Origin of the sequence: Pollutimonas harenae, assembly GCF_004153685.1 — a bacterium.
GTDB classification, from domain to species: Bacteria; Pseudomonadota; Gammaproteobacteria; order Burkholderiales; family Burkholderiaceae_B; genus Pusillimonas_C; species Pusillimonas_C harenae.
Window position 1 is genome coordinate 1,017,721 of sequence record NZ_SDQD01000002.1, and the last position, 15,019, is coordinate 1,032,739.

Here is a 15,019-nt window from a genome sequence, read left to right on the forward strand (position 1 = left end):
GCACATGACTTCCGAAACCGTAATGTCCATGACCTATCTGGCCATGAAGGTGGCCCTGATCATGGCCGGACCGCTGCTGCTGGTCACCCTGGTGGTGGGGCTGCTGATCAGTATTTTCCAGGCGGCCACCCAGATCAACGAGATGACGCTGTCCTTCATCCCCAAGCTGCTGGCCGTCGGTGCCGCCCTGGTGCTGCTCGGCCCCTGGCTGATCACTACCATGGTCGATTACATGCGGACGCTGTTCTCACAAATTCCCGGCCTGGTTTCCTGAACACCCGGGCGTCGGAACAGCCATCATGATTTCAGTGGATATCGACCTGCTCTACGGGTGGATGAACGCCTTTCTGTGGCCGTTCTTTCGCATCCTGGCGTTGATCGGCACCGCACCCCTGCTGGGCGAATCATCCATACCTATAAAGGCCAAGGTCGGTTTCGCCGCCCTGGTGGCCGTCGCCATTGCACCAGCGCTGGACCCCATGCCCGACATCCCTCCAGCTTCGTTTGCGGGACTATGGATAGGGGTGCAACAGGTATTGATAGGCATGGCACTGGGCTTGGTCATGCGCATTGTCTTCGCCGCCGTCCAGACGGCGGGCGAATTCATCGGCCTGCAAATGGGCTTGTCCTTCGCTTCATTTTTCGATCCTGCCACAGGCGCGAATACCGCTGTGCTGGCGCGCATCATGAATATCGTGGCGATGCTGTTGTTCCTGGCACTTAATGGCCACCTGATGATGCTGGCTGGCATCATGCGCAGCTTTGATGTCTTGCCTGTCCGCGTGGGCGCGCTGGATCCCAATGGTTGGGGCGTGCTGTTTGAATGGAGTTCCGAAGTAATGGTGTCCGGCATGATGCTGGCCTTGCCGCTGATTATTGTGCTGCTCACCATCAACCTGGCCCTGGGCATACTGAACCGCACCGCACAACAGCTATCGGTCTTTGCCGTGGGCTTTCCCATCAGCCTGATGACAGGCCTGGTTTTGCTGGCCGTGGTGCTGCCCCAGACGGGGCCCTTTCTGTCGAATTTCTTCCAGGAAGGCTACAGCACCATGGCGCGCCTGGCTCAGGCGCTGGCCGGATCTTAAGCAGGCTGGGGAACGAAACCAGCCTTGGAGACCTCCAGCGGCTTGCCCGGCATCTCGATGACCTCGCTGGTATTGAGCTTGAAAACGGCTACCGCCTGGGCCAGGCGCGAGGCCTGCTCTTGCAATGAACCGGCCGCTGCAGCGGCCTCCTCGACCAGTGCCGCATTCTGCTGCACCACCCCATCCATCTGTGTAACCGCCTGATTGACCTGCTCGATGCCGTCGGACTGCTCATGCGAGGCCGATGCAATCTCGCCCATGATGGTCGTCACACCCTGCACCGAGCCGACCACCTCGCGCATCACCTCGCCCGCTTGGCCCGCCTGCTGCGCGCCCGCCTCGACCTTGTGCTGCGACTCTTCAATCAAGCCCTTGATCTCTTTGGCCGCCTGCGCACTGCGCTGCGCCAGCGAACGCACCTCGCCCGCCACCACGGCAAAGCCCTTGCCCTGCTCGCCGGCGCGCGCTGCCTCGACCGCGGCATTGAGCGCCAGAATATTCGTCTGAAATGCTATACCGTCGATCACCCCTACGATCTCGGCCATCTTGTGCGAACTGGCCGAAATTTCACCCATGGTATTCACCACCATCGAGACCGCCTGGCCACCACGCTCGGCCACGTCCGAGGCACCCTTGGCCAAGGCATCGGCCTGCAAGGCGTTGTCCGTGTTCATGCGTACCGTGGATGCCAGCTGCTCCATGCTGGCCGCCGTCTCTTGCAGCGAGGCCGCCTGATGCTCGGTGCGGCTGCTCAGGTCGGTATTGCCCATGAAGATCTCGCGCGAGCCCAGCGTGATCTCTTCCACCCCTTCGCGCACCGTGCTGACCGTGCGCGTCAGGCTTTCCTGCATCCGGCGCAAGGCCTCGTACAGCACCCCGATTTCGTTATGCGACCTGACCTCGACGCGCTGCGTCAGATCACCGTTGGCAATGCGGTCGAAGTGACGGCCAGCTTCTCGCAGCGGCTTGACCACGGTACGGCCAAACACCACACGCATGATGATCATCAGGACCAGACCCAGCAATACGGCGATGGCAATGGCAATCACGGCATTGCGGAAACTGGCTTGTGCTTCTTGGTAGTACAGGGCCTGCTCCTGAGCGATGTAATTGGAAAATGCCTCCACCGATTCTTCGAACGCCACGCTGCGAGGCATGCCGAATTCATTGTTGACGTAGTAGAAGGTAATGAAATCGTTGCTTTCCAGAGCCTGTACCATGGGGTCGATTCCATCATCCACGTACGGACGATAAGAGCTGATGATGCGGGTCGCCAGGCGCCGACCTTCGTTCGACTCGGGCAAGGCTTTACGGAATTCAACAAAAGCAGCCTTGACATCATCCAGCTTGGTCTTGGCAGCAATCAGCATGGCCTCGGCTTCGTTCTGCAGCTTTTCACTTTGCTGACCAGCCGCTTCTTGCTGATCTTGCTGATAGCGAGCAGCCACCAGTAAGGACACACGCAGACTCATCATGTCCTGGCCAAAACCATAGACAATACGCGAGACCTTGTTCTGCGTGTCTATTACCTCGGACTGCTTGAGATTCTGCGACAAGAACCAGGCACCCATGCCCCCTACGGCGGCAATAAGCACCATGAAAGTCGCCAGCACCAGCATCAGGATGAAACTGATTTTGGCGTCGGCGATGCGCAAACGGCTACGTTTGACGCGTGCCTTGCCCTTCTTTTGATTCGAGGGCGATGATTGCGAAGTAGACATAATGAAACCTGAAAGAAAAATGAGGGCCGTAGAAACAGAGCAACCGCAAAAACAGAAATGAAAGAAGCTACTGCACTATGGGCCGGTAGTTATTGAACTCATGCGCCCTGGGAATATTCACGCTTTTGACAATATGCGAGTAGCGGCCGTTGGCATCGAAAGCCAACCAGAGCTCACGATTGAAATACACCGCATCGGTCGCCAGCGTCGCCTTGTGCGCCCAGCGGGCTGTGGCTGCACCACTCAGCTGCCGGTAAACGTTGACAGGCTCCGCATGCATCAGAACGCTGGCTTCATCGAGGGTGGTCACGCCCGGCACCAGCATAGACATGGCCGACGTATCGAAATTGCTGCCTGTGGTACTGCACGCAGCCGCCAGCAGCAGCACGCCACCGGATACGGCACGCTTCAGCCAACGCTGCAAGCTGTCGCGCGCCAGCATCAGAACTCCACCCAGTCGTCGTCACTGACAGGTTCGGTCTTGGACTTGCCCAGCGGTTTCATGACATAAGACGGCTTGGGCGTGGTGGACCGCGCCACTGCCGCGGCAGGCTTGTTTTGAGCTGCGGCAGCGGGTACGGGTGCAGCGGCAAGCTGCTTGGCGGGCACATCGATCACTTCGACGCCGGCAATCCGGAACACGGATACCGCTTCCGATACGCTGCTCAGTTGTACGCGCAAGCTGCTGGCCGAAGTTGCTGCCTGCTCCACCAGCGCCGCGTTTTGCTGAGTCACCAGATCCATCTGGTTGACCGCGTGATTGATCTGGTCAATGCCCGATGACTGCTCAGTGGTCGCGGCAGATATCTCACCCATAATGTCGGTTACACGCGCCACCGAGGCCACGATCTCTTCCATGGTGGCGCCGGCACGCTCGACTTGTGCAGAGCCTTCGCTGACTTTCTTGACCGAATCTTCGATCAAGCCTTTGATTTCCTTGGCCGCCTGGGCACTACGCTGCGCCAGCGCGCGCACTTCGGAGGCCACGACAGCAAAACCCTTGCCCTGCTCGCCGGCGCGAGCGGCTTCGACAGCCGCATTGAGCGCCAGGATATTGGTCTGGAAAGCGATGCTGTCAATCACGCCCACGATATCGGAGATCTTGCGCGAGCTGGCTGAAATTCCCTGCATGGTCGACACGACTTCGCCGACCGCCTGGCCGCCGCGCTGGGCAACTTCGGATGCCGTCGCCGCCAGTTGATTGGCTTGCTGGGCATTGTCGGCGTTTTGCTTGACGGTGCTGGCCAACTCTTCCATGCTGGCTGCTGTTTGCTGCAGGGCGGCAGCCTGTTGCTCGGTCCGGCTGCTTAAATCGGTGTTACCGGCAACAATCTGCTGCGATCCCACGTTCATTTCTTCCATGCCGCGACGCACCGTACCAATTGCACGCCCCAGGCTATCTTGCAGGCGCTTGAGTGCTACGTACAACATGCCAATTTCGTTATGGGACGAAATCTCGATGCGTTGTGTCAGATCGCCCGAGGCTATGTCTTCGAAGTAGCTGCCCACATGTTTGAGTGGTCGCAACACCTTGCGCGACAAGGTCAGGTAGGCAGCTGTCGCAAGTACCAGCGACAAAACCACCAGGCCAATATACACATATATGGGTTGCGCAAACATATAGGCGGATTCTGCCAGCTGCGGCGCGTACCAGGCCGCCGCAACAGCTATCAGAGTCAGCAAGGACTGCAGCGCAACAATAGCAAAAAGGCTGGTTTTAATTTGTGTTTGGCCTGGCTTCATTAGTTGGACCCCATATTGAATAGACCGGTAGCCTGTATCTTGCGAAAGGCAAGCGACGCGGCTTCCAGGGCGGCTGTGCGCAACTGCAGCTGTGCCGTTGCGCTGTAATAATCGACGTCTTCCATTTTGGACAATTGATTGCTGTAGCTCAGCGCACGCTGAGCACCATTGGCGTCCAATGCATCAATCTCATTCATGCGGGCACCCACTGAAGCGCGTACCGTCAGCACGTTGTTGTAGGTGACGTCCATGCGCTGTATTGCGCTGCCCAGCGCGTTCTGGAATTTCGCCGCATTGACCGTATCGCCTAGCGTAGGGTCTGCCAGCGCCGCAATGATGCCGTCCAGGGTCTTGAAGACATTCAGGTCATCGGCGGTGCTGATGGGTTCAACCACGAAAACGTCGTCTTCTTGCGGTGTGCCAGAGATCGACACCTGCACGCCGCCTGGCAGCGTCAGGTGGTCGGTGCTGCCCGCCACGTAGCCGCTGCCGGTACCACTACCGACGTTAGCGCCATTGGCATCGGTGATGGTGACGGTATAGTCCGTGGCCGATGTGAACGCTATGGTAAATGTATGGCCAATATGCTCGCCGCGCGGATCGGTAATGGCCGGGCTGCCCACCACCGCCGTACCCGTGTTGCCAGCAGCCGCACTGCTCAGGTAGCCAGTGGTACCAGGCGCCGCGCGGCTGAACACATCGGTGCCTACATCGCTACCCGCTATGGTCCTGGTCTGGTCGGCCTGAATCTTGCGCTGAAACTGGTCACCCTCGTACACAACCCCCAAGACACCTTCCTGGAACGGCTTTACATTCCCTTTGGCGCCCGAAAACAGGTATTGCCCGCTGCCATCGGTGGCATTGGCCAAAGACAGCAGATTGGTACGTGCAATGGACAGCACATTACTCAAGGTGGCACGATCAGCATCCGACATCGTGCCATTGCCAGCCTCGATCAGGCGCGTCTTGACGTCCTGCAACAGGGTGGTTACCGAGTTGAGCGTATTTTCTTCTATGCCCAGGTTCTGGTTCAACACACTGCGATTCTCGGCAAACCGCTTGTTCAACGATTGCGACTGGCTGATATTGATGGCCTGGGCCGCAGCCAGGGGATCATCGGCCGGTGTCACCATGCGTTGACCGCTGCCAATTTGCTGGTACAGATGCATCAGATCGGACTGCTGGGCGTTGATGGAGTTCAGTCCCGTCTGAAAGAACAAGGTGGAACTAATACGCATGGTGCACTTCCTGAAAATTAATCACTGGATCAGATATTTTTGCGGCCCGGTCCGCCTGGCTTAATTGCGCAGCCCCAACAACGTATCAAATAAAGACGAGCTGACGTCGATCAGCCTGGAGGCGGCGCGAAACTGCTCTTGATATTGATCCAGGCGTACATACTCTTCATTGAGATTGACCCCCGACACCGCTTGCTGCGCCGCGTAGTTTTGCTGGATCAGCGTGGCTTGCGCCTTGGCTGACGTCGAATTTTTCTGTGTCATCACACCCACGTGGTTGACGATCTGCGAGAAGGCTTCGTTCAGGCTCATGGAGCCATCGCCCAACACCTTGCTCGTCTGCAGCTTTGCCAGCTCCAGGCCCACGTCACCGTTGGAAGTACCCGAGCCCGGCGTCGCCATTGCGATAGCCGCCGGATCATCTATGGCCAGCGCCAGATTGGCCGCTGCCGAGCGAGTGGGCTGCACCAGCCAACTATCACCCTCATCCGGCGCGCCGCTTACATTGAAACTTATGCCATCAACCTCAATGGCCGTCGGGTTGGCAGGATCGCCAGAGTCCGTAAACGTTGACACCTTGCCATTGGGCAGGCTGGTTACGGTATAGCCGTTGACGGTTCGCTCAATGCGATAGTCTTGACCAGTGAGCTGATTGGCATCCGTAAACTGCGCAGACATTACTGCCCCACCCCCGTTCTCGGGGCCAGGCATGGACGTGACTGGGCCCAGGGTGAAGAAATCGCCACCGCCAATACCATGCAAGTCTTCGCCTGTTCTATGCACGGTGTTGATGGCCGTCGCCAGACCCACCGCCAAACGACCCAGCTTGTTTTGCACGCTGTCGAGCGCCTCACGACGATAGTCGAGCAGTCCGCCCAAGGTGCCGCCCTTGATACTACTGTCTGGCAACTCCACCGCCACCACATCACCATTGACCGGTGCTGTATAGGCCACTACGGTGCGTGCGGGGTCGTCCGCCGAAGGCTGGGCATGCAAGGGAAACACCGTGTCGCCACCAAGGAGAATCTGGCCATTGCCCACGGTAAGATTGAAATTGCCGTCCTGCTCTATGACTTTGACCCCCACCAGTTGGCTCAGCTCGGCCACCAGTTGGTCACGCTGGTCCAGCAAATCGTTGGGTTCGTGTTGACTGGCCGTGGCGCGCGCCGTGGTGATCTGGGTGTTCAGATCGCGTATGCGCTCGGCGTAGCTGTTGATTTGCGTGACTACTGTCGTAATCTGCGTATTGATGTTGCCACGCTGGTCATCCAGGAAGGCGTTGCTGTCATTGATCTGACCGACCAGGCTCGAAGCGCGTCCCAGCAACTCCTGGCGCGCTGCACTGTCGGCCGGCGCCGAAGCCACTGCCTGGATGCCGTCGAAAAATTTCTGTAAGGCTGGAGTGATGCCCACGGTGCGATCGGCAAACAGATTGTTGATCTGCGTGATTTCGGTGCCATAGGCCGCAAGCGAAGCGCCGGTGGTCTGGGCACTGGTCAATTGCCGAAACAGAAAACTATCGTAGGCGCGCTGCACCGTTACCGCCTGGACGCCACGCCCGATATAGCCCGCACTGGTGGCACTGGCACCTGCCGTGGCCGACAAGACCGACTGGCGGTTATAGCCTTCGGTGGCCGCATTATTGATGTTGTGGCCAGCCGTTTGCAGGCGGTTTTGCGCCGCGTTCAAACCCGAGAGGCCCAGATTGGCTAAATTCATGAAAGTTCCGCTTGGCATCGGGCGCCCGCAGGCAGCCCGCAATTAAACTCTAACTACTGCGTTAACGGCCCGTCCCGACAAATCTTTAATCATGGGAGCGAGTTTCAGCGTCAGCTTCGTGGACCGCTGTCGAAATAGCCCATGATGGAAATAAGCTTGTCGGCATAAGCCGGATCGGTGGCGTAGCCGGCCGCCTGAATGCGGCGCGCCGCATCTTCGGCCGACAGCGCATCCAGCACCCCGCTGTAGCGCTCGTTCTGGCTGATCAGGCGGGCATAGTCGGCGAACGACTCGGCATAAGAATCGTAGGCACGGAAAGGCTGCCTCACTTTCTGGGCCACACCGTTTTCGTACTCGGTAGTCATGATGTGCACCACCTTGCCCTTCCAGCCCCCAGTGGCCTTGATGCCGAACAGGTTGTAGCTGGTGCTGCCATCGTCCGCCTTGATTTCGCGGCGTCCCCAGCCCGACTCCAGCGCAGCCTGACTCAGTATCAGTTTTTCATGGACACCGCTTTCCGCCGCCGCCACTTTGGCCGCCTCGGACATCCGGCTGACAAAATTCTGTATATGCTCGGGCGCGCCCTTGATGGCGGAATAAATCTTTTCCGCGATGGGGTTCTTGGCCAGCATATCGATCAATGCAGAAATCGAAGGCGCATCTTCACGCCTGTCGTCGCCAATGCGGGACTTCAAGGAGGGCAAGCGCGTAGCGGCCAGCTCGGGCGGCGTGGGCTCTTTACCCAAGGTGTTGGTCGTCCGCCCCTGACTGGCTTGTATCTGGTCCAGCAAGGCCTGCGCCAGGCCGAGCCCGGGGCTGGCCAATTGCAAGGCCATCTGCTCATCACTCATGTCCTGGGCGAGGCGGGTCTGGTCACTGTCGAACAAAGACGGCTGGTTCGACACCTGGCGCGCCTGCTTGAGCATTTGTTGGATGAACAGGGCTTCGAACTGCTGCGCAACTTTGCGCTCGGCCTGGTCCGATTCCAGTGTACCGGCGTTGACGCCCTGCTTCAGGCTGTTGAGTCCACTGAAATCCAGCGACGACAAGGCATCGGGTGCAGGCCGGGGAATGTATTGAACGAAAGCCACGGCGTTCGCCTAAATGATCTCGAGGTCGGCGCGCAAGGCACCGGCACTCTTGAGGTTCTGCAAAATCGAAAGCAAATCTTGAGGCGTCGCACCCAGGGCATTCAATGCCTTGACCACATCAGCCAGGTTGGCGCTGGTGCGCACGCGTTGCAGGCTACCGCTCTCGGAACGCATTTCTATCTGAGTGTTGTCCGTGACCACAGTCTGCCCGCCACCGAAGGGGGTATCAGGTTGGCTGACGTCCGATTGACGACTGATCACCACCGAGAGATTGCCGTAGGCGATGGCCGCTTCGTCTATGGTCACCGTACGGTTCATTACTACCGAACCAGTACGCGCATTGATGACCACCTTGGCGCGTGCGGGTGCTACGCGAACTTGCAGGTTTTCTACCTGTGACAGGAATGCTGCCTGGGCGTGAGGATCCAAGGGGCCGCGCACTTGTACGACACGGCCGTCGAGTGCCGTGGCCGTACCCCGGCCGAACTGCTTGTTCAATGCCACAACCAGGTTTTGCGCCGTACCGAAATCGGTCGTGTTCAACTCCAGATTCACGATGCCATCCCGGGCATAAGTAGTAGGCACAGCACGTTCGATAATCGCCCCATTGGAAATAATCCCGCCATTCAACTGGTTGATTTGCACGCTCGAGCCTCCGGCTTCCGCACCCGCTCCGCCCACCAGCAGGTTGCCCTGGGCAATCGCATAAACCTGGCCATTGGCACCCTTGAGCGGCGTCATCAAAAGCGTACCGCCGCGCAGGCTTTTGGCGTTACCCATGGACGACACGACGACGTCCACCGTCTGGCCGGGCCGCGCGAAAGCCGGCAAGCGGGCCGTCACCATCACAGCCGCTACGTTTCTGACCTGCATATTGGTACCCTGCGGCACCGTGATACCCAGCTGCGAAAGCATATTGGTCAGGCTTTGCTGCGTGAAGGGTGTCTGGCGAACCCGGTCGCCGCTACCGTCCAGGCCAACGATCAGGCCGTAGCCGATCAACTGGTTGGCGCGCACGCCTTGAATGGACGCCAGATCCTTGACACGCTCGGCCTGCACGAGCTGCGGCGCCATCGCCAACAGCAAGCCCAGGCCGACAAGCGCCAGCCGGCCTGTATGCAGGCGCAAGCGACGGATAAAAAAGGAATTCAAGGCCTGCATCATGTTGGTATCAGAACGGAGAAATATTCAGGAAGAAACGCTGCAGCCAGCCCATGGTCTGGACTTCGTCCATCGTGCCTTTGCTGCGGAACTCAATGCGCGCGTCCGCAACTTGGGTGGATAGCACGGTATTGGAGCCGGTGATGGAGCGCGGATCGATCACACCTGAAAAACGAATATGCTCGCTGCCGCGATTGATCGCGATTTGCTTGTCACCCGCAATTTGCAAATTGCCATTGGCAAGCACGCCTACCACGGTAGTTGTCAAAGTGCCCGAGAACTTATTGTCAGCGCTGCTGGAACCTGTGCCATTAGCCACATTGCCGCCGCTCATATCGAAGCTCTGCTTGGAGAAGTTGCTGGACATGAGGTCCGGTGCGAGCGTTACACCAAAGTCGGCACTGCCGCTGCGGTCGGTCTGGGTCTGCACGTTCTTGGCCGCGTTGGTTTTCTCCTGGATGATGACCGTCACGATGTCGCCCACATTGCGGGGCCGGCGGTCTTCGAACAAGGGGTAATTACCATAAGCGGTCGGCTGGTAAATGGCACCATTGGCCAGCGCCTCCGCCGGTGGCGGCAGCGGCGGAGGCGCCGTCAACGGCCCAGTCACGACGGGCTCGGGCGGCACCAGCGCGCAGCCCGAGATCACGGCAATGGCGCAGCACAACAGAAAGCGGCTAAAACGTTTAAGCATGGTTTACAGTTGGGTCAGGCGCGCCAGCATCTGGTCTGACGTCTCGATGGCCTTGCTGTTCATTTCATAGGCGCGCTGGGTGGTGATCATATTGACCAATTCCTCGGCCACATTCACGTTGGACGTTTCGGTGTACTGCTGCAACACCAGGCCGGCACCATCCAGGCCAGGCTGAGCAAAATTGGCCGGGCCCGACGCATCGGTTTCCACATACAGATTCTCGCCAGCGCTTTGCAGACCGGTGGGATTAATGAAGGTATTCAGCTGCAGCTGTCCCACCTCGACATTGGTGCCGGCTGCGCCCGGTTGTGTCACCGATACCGTGCCATCGCGGGCAATGGTGATGGTCAGTGCATTGTCGGGAATATTGATGGGTGGCTGAATGGGGTAACCACCGGCCGTAACCAGCTGTCCGTTCTGGTCCACCTGCAGGCTGCCGTCGCGGGTGTAGGCGAAAGTGCCGTCAGGCATCTCTACCTGTAAAAAACCCTTGCCCTGAATGGCGATATCCATCGAATTGCCGGTGTCTTTCAGGTTGCCTTGCGTATGAATGCGCTCGGTCGCCACCGTACGCACACCAGTGCCTATCTGCAAGCCAGAGGGTAACTGGTTGGCCGCACCCACCTGAGCGCCCGGCTGACGTATGGTCTGGTACATCAAGTCTTCGAAATTGGCGCGACTGCGCTTGAAGCCTGTGGTATTGACGTTGGCCAGGTTGTTGGAAATCACATCCATATTGGTCTGCTGTGATTCCAGACCCGTCTTGGCGATCCAGAGCGAACGTATCATGATCTATATCCTTGTGTGGATGCGGCATGCCGCATCGGTACCGTATGGCATTAATTGGTGGACAGTATGGAATTGGCACGCTCAGCGTTGGAGCTCGCGTCCTGTATGACTTTCATCTGCATTTCAAAACGACGCGCATTGGCAATCATGCCCACCATCGCTTCGGCCGGGTTCACATTGCTTTTCTCGACAAAACCGGCAATCATGCGCACCTGCGGATCGGCTGGCGCGGCTTGCCCATTGGCCGCGCGAAACAGGCCATCGCCACCACGCAGCAGGCCGTCCGGTTGGGGATTAACCAGCTTGAGCTGGCCGATCAACTGTATGTCGTTTGGCCTATCGCCGGCGCCCAGCACCGATATCTGCCCATCACCCGAGAAAGTCACCGCGCCGCGCTCGGGAATTTCAACCGGCGCGCCGTCGGCCGACAGCACCGGGTAGCCCTGGCTGGTGACCAGCAGGTTTTGCTCGTTGACGGCAAATTCACCGGCACGGGTATAGGCTTCGCCCTGCGGTGTTTGCACGCTGAACCAGCCATCACCGGTAATGGCGGCATCGAGCGCATGGCCGGTTTCCACCATCACGCCCTGCCCCAAATGGCTGGCCGGCGTAGAGGTGACCGTGGAAACCCGCGTGGGCAGCGTGGGCGCGGCACCGACCACGGGCACGGAACGGTAGATGGCCATCTGCTCGCGAAAGCCTGCCGTATTGACGTTGGCCAGGTTGTTGCTGATGACGGACTGCTGTTCCAGCACGCGGGCGGCGCCACCGGCCGCCGTATAAATAATGCGATCCATGTCGGTTTATTTAACGCATCGAGATCAGGGTCTGCATGATCTGATCCTGTGTCTTGATGGTTTGCGCATTGGCCTGATAGGTACGCTGCGCAATAATCATGTTGACCAGTTCCTGGCTCATGTCCACGTTGGACTCCTCTACCGCCTGGCCTTTGATGCGCGCCATCCCATTGGAGCCCGGGCGACCAAGTATGGGCTGGCCCGAGGTCGAGGTTTCGATCCAGGCATTGCCACCCACCGGCTGCAGGCCCTGCAAGTTGGCAAAGTCCACCAATACCAGCGAACCCATGGACTGGGTTTCGCCATTGGTGTAGCTGGCCACAATGGAACCGTCCGCCGCGATGGCCATGCTGGCGTATTCACCCGTAGGGTAGCCATTCTGGTTGAAGTTGAAAGTGAAATCGCCACCGAACTGCGTGGAGCCGGCGTAGTCGACGGTGAAGTTCAGGGCATTGGCGGGCGAAGCGCCGGGAACCGTAGCCATCTGCACGGTTACCGGGGCCGTAGGCTCCACCAGGCGTCCGCCCTGATCAAAGCGCATACGCTCAACACCACTCACCGGATCAGTGACAGCTTGACCGCCGATGCGATAGTAGACGTCCCACTCACTGATATCAGGTGTAGCCGCTTCCGAAGGCCGCTTGGCAAAGTACTGCATCATTTGATGCGAATTACCCAGGGAGTCGTAGACGTTGATGGGCAGCGAATGTGTGTAGGTACTGGGTACGGCGGGGTCGAAGGTACCCACCGCCAGCGGCGCATTCGCATCCACATTTACTTTGGACGTCACGGTAGACGTTGCTGACGGCGCGATATTGCCCGACGGAACGCGTACCGGCACCAGATTGGTGCCGCCCTCTTCGTAGCCTGTCAGCTGATAGCCCTGGGCATTGACCAGGTAGCCATCCTTGTCCGGCGAGAACTGGCCGTTGCGCGTATACAGTACGCTGCCACTGGGGTCGGTTACCCGGAACAAGCCGCTGGCCCCATCAATGGCCATATCGAACTGGTTACCGGTACTGGATACTGAGCCGATGGTGAAGCGTTGATTAATGCTGGCCACCTGCGTGCCCAGACCCACGCGCGAGCTGGCATAGACATCGGCAAATGACGCTGTGCCAGACTTGAAGCCGACCGTGCCGGAGTTGGCAATATTGTTGCCGATCACATCCAGATTCTGTGCGGCGGCGTTCAATCCACTTAGACCTTGTCCGAAACCCATGATATACCTCGTTAACTTTTAACTATGTTTTAGAAGTGCGGCGCACACCGTGGCGACACCGCGTACCGCTACCGCAACTACATGATTTTTCTTATGTCCAGAAGCGAAAACTTGCCCGCCAGACCGAGATCCAGCTGCAAGCCGCTGGACGAGTACGCCACACTGCCTACCTTGCCGTACATCAAGGCACCCGACGATACGGGATTGCCGTCTGCATCGGATGCGGCCACCTTGACGGTATAGGCACCATTGACCAGTTCAACGCCGCCATCGCCCTTGCCGTCCCACTGCATGGAGACGATGCCAGCCGGCTGAGGACCCAGCTCCAGCTGACGTACAGCCGTGCCTGTGCTGTCCAGTATCGTTACGGTTGCCTTCGTGGCCGGCGATATAAAGTCGATACCAAAAGGTGTGGACACCTTCTCGCCGGTTTCACCACCTAATGAAATCTTGCTGCCAGGCACCAGCACCTCTTTGCCGATCAGGCCGGCAGCCTGCATGGACTGCGACACATCCATTTGGCCCGACAGTGCCAGCAAAGTAGTGTTCAATTGATTGATGCCGTTCACCGTGGACAGCTGCGCAATCTGCGATGTGACCTGCGCGTTATCCATAGGGTTGAGCGGATCCTGGTTCTGCAACTGCGTGACGAGCAATGTCAGGAATCTGTCCTGGGTGTCGCCCATCAGGCTGTTGGTGCCAGCCTGGGCATAGCCCATCGGGTTAGTGTCTGTCTTGCTCACTGCGGCGGTATTGGTGGTCACGCTTTGCTCCGGATAAAGGTCTGGACGATAGGCATGGCTTTACTGGCCTATTGACAGCGTGCGCATCATCAGACTTTTTGCCGTGTTGATCACTTCAACATTGGCCTGATAAGAGCGCGAGGCGGAAATCATGTTGACGGTCTCAGCCACCACGTCCACATTGGGCATGGCGACATAACCGTCGGCATTGGCCAAGGGGTTCTTGGGGTCGTATTGCAGTCGGGGAGGCGCAGCGCTTTCCACAACAGCGGCCACCCGTACGCCACCCACGGCGGCCGTCTGCGACTGACCGGCTACAGGTGTCATCTGAAACACCACTTGGCGGGCGCGATAAGGCTGGCCATCCGGACCCGTCACGCTGTCTGCGTTGGCCAGATTGCTGGCCGTGACGTTCATACGCTGCGACTGCGCCGTTAAGGCAGAGCCCGCGATCTGAAATATGCTGCTGGTCGACATGAGAATCCTGTAATGTTCAGTGTCTGCCTGCGTTACTGCTGCAGCGCAGCCATAATGCCTTTGATACGGGCCGAGATGATGGTCAAGTCGGTCTGATAGTTAGCTGTGTTGTCGGCAAAGGCTACGCGTTCCACATCCATATCTACCGTATTGCCATCCATGCTGGGTTGCAGCGGTTGCCGGTACAGTAGAGGTGCTGGGTCTGGTGTAACGGCTTTGGCCGGAATATGGCGAACCGACGTCAAGGCGAGTTGTGTATCGGGCAAATGCATGCTGCCGCCGCCATCCATGGCCTGGCGCAGCGCGGCAGTAAAATCAAAATCGCGCGCTTTGTAGTTGGGTGTATCGGCATTGGCGATATTGGCAGCCAGCACTTCCTGGCGCCTTTGGCGCAAGGCCAGCGTTGTCTGGTAAAAGCCCAAGTCGTCACCGATACGGTCAATCATATGGCACCTGCGTTCTGAAGATACATGCATAGTAAAGGCCATGCTGCCTAGACAAAGTATGAAACAAGGCGCGAATTGACAGCCAATTCC

At 58.5% G+C, this 15,019-nt stretch carries 15 protein-coding genes and 1 pseudogene; 2 read left to right on the plus strand and 14 right to left on the minus strand.

Going from position 1 to position 15,019, the window contains the following annotated elements:
• Positions 1–4: 4 nt before the first annotated feature.
• Complete coding sequence (gene fliQ / locus ERD84_RS11630; protein WP_130039767.1) at positions 5–274, plus strand: flagellar biosynthesis protein FliQ; 270 nt, start codon at positions 5–7, stop codon at positions 272–274.
• Between the two features lie 25 nt (positions 275–299).
• Positions 300–1,088 (plus strand): flagellar biosynthetic protein FliR, encoded by a 789-nt coding sequence (gene fliR, locus ERD84_RS11635; protein WP_130039768.1) that lies wholly within the window; start codon positions 300–302, stop codon positions 1,086–1,088.
• Here the strand turns inward: fliR and ERD84_RS11640 are convergent.
• The 14 genes and pseudogenes from ERD84_RS11640 to flgB all read right to left on the minus strand — a co-directional run bounded on the left by ERD84_RS11640 (position 1,085) and on the right by flgB (position 14,929).
• Positions 1,085–2,809 (minus strand): methyl-accepting chemotaxis protein, encoded by a 1,725-nt coding sequence (locus tag ERD84_RS11640; RefSeq protein WP_130039769.1) that lies wholly within the window; start codon positions 2,807–2,809, stop codon positions 1,085–1,087. The two genes, fliR and ERD84_RS11640, sit on opposite strands and share 4 nt — an antisense overlap.
• Before the next feature lie 67 nt (positions 2,810–2,876).
• Positions 2,877–3,251: a hypothetical protein gene (locus tag ERD84_RS11645; RefSeq protein WP_130039770.1), complete on the minus strand. Its 375-nt coding sequence runs from the start codon at positions 3,249–3,251 to the stop codon at positions 2,877–2,879.
• A pseudogene (locus ERD84_RS11650) lies at positions 3,251–4,408 on the minus strand (methyl-accepting chemotaxis protein); the annotation flags it as partial. The pseudogene ERD84_RS11650 and the gene ERD84_RS11645, both read right to left, overlap by 1 nt.
• Positions 4,409–4,551: 143 nt before the next feature.
• Complete coding sequence (gene flgL / locus ERD84_RS11655; protein WP_130039772.1) at positions 4,552–5,790, minus strand: flagellar hook-associated protein FlgL; 1,239 nt, start codon at positions 5,788–5,790, stop codon at positions 4,552–4,554.
• Between the two features lie 60 nt (positions 5,791–5,850).
• A complete protein-coding gene (flgK, locus tag ERD84_RS11660) occupies positions 5,851–7,509 on the minus strand; it encodes a flagellar hook-associated protein FlgK (protein WP_130039773.1) in 1,659 nt (552 codons plus the stop codon).
• 110 nt (positions 7,510–7,619) lie between these two features.
• Positions 7,620–8,600 carry a flagellar assembly peptidoglycan hydrolase FlgJ gene (gene flgJ / locus ERD84_RS11665; RefSeq protein WP_130039774.1) on the minus strand — a complete coding sequence of 327 codons (981 nt, stop codon included), beginning with the start codon at positions 8,598–8,600 and terminating at the stop codon, positions 7,620–7,622.
• Between the two features lie 9 nt (positions 8,601–8,609).
• Positions 8,610–9,764 (minus strand): flagellar basal body P-ring protein FlgI, encoded by a 1,155-nt coding sequence (locus ERD84_RS11670; RefSeq protein ID WP_130039775.1) that lies wholly within the window; start codon positions 9,762–9,764, stop codon positions 8,610–8,612.
• A 7-nt stretch (positions 9,765–9,771) separates the two neighbouring features.
• The gene (locus ERD84_RS11675) at positions 9,772–10,455 is read right to left on the minus strand and encodes a flagellar basal body L-ring protein FlgH (RefSeq protein WP_130039776.1); all 684 of its coding nucleotides are present in this window, start codon (positions 10,453–10,455) and stop codon (positions 9,772–9,774) included.
• 3 nt (positions 10,456–10,458) lie between these two features.
• Positions 10,459–11,244 carry a flagellar basal-body rod protein FlgG gene (flgG, locus tag ERD84_RS11680; protein ID WP_130039777.1) on the minus strand — a complete coding sequence of 262 codons (786 nt, stop codon included), beginning with the start codon at positions 11,242–11,244 and terminating at the stop codon, positions 10,459–10,461.
• 50 nt (positions 11,245–11,294) lie between these two features.
• A complete protein-coding gene (gene flgF / locus ERD84_RS11685) occupies positions 11,295–12,041 on the minus strand; it encodes a flagellar basal-body rod protein FlgF (protein WP_130039778.1) in 747 nt (248 codons plus the stop codon).
• Positions 12,042–12,051: 10 nt separating this feature from the next.
• The gene (gene flgE / locus ERD84_RS11690) at positions 12,052–13,263 is read right to left on the minus strand and encodes a flagellar hook protein FlgE (RefSeq protein WP_130039779.1); all 1,212 of its coding nucleotides are present in this window, start codon (positions 13,261–13,263) and stop codon (positions 12,052–12,054) included.
• 77 nt (positions 13,264–13,340) lie between these two features.
• Complete coding sequence (locus ERD84_RS11695) at positions 13,341–14,027, minus strand: flagellar hook capping FlgD N-terminal domain-containing protein (RefSeq protein WP_130039780.1); 687 nt, start codon at positions 14,025–14,027, stop codon at positions 13,341–13,343.
• Positions 14,028–14,066: 39 nt separating this feature from the next.
• Positions 14,067–14,483 (minus strand): flagellar basal body rod protein FlgC, encoded by a 417-nt coding sequence (gene flgC / locus ERD84_RS11700; protein ID WP_130039781.1) that lies wholly within the window; start codon positions 14,481–14,483, stop codon positions 14,067–14,069.
• A gap of 32 nt (positions 14,484–14,515) precedes the next feature.
• Complete coding sequence (gene flgB / locus ERD84_RS11705; RefSeq protein WP_130039782.1) at positions 14,516–14,929, minus strand: flagellar basal body rod protein FlgB; 414 nt, start codon at positions 14,927–14,929, stop codon at positions 14,516–14,518.
• Positions 14,930–15,019: the final 90 nt, after the last annotated feature.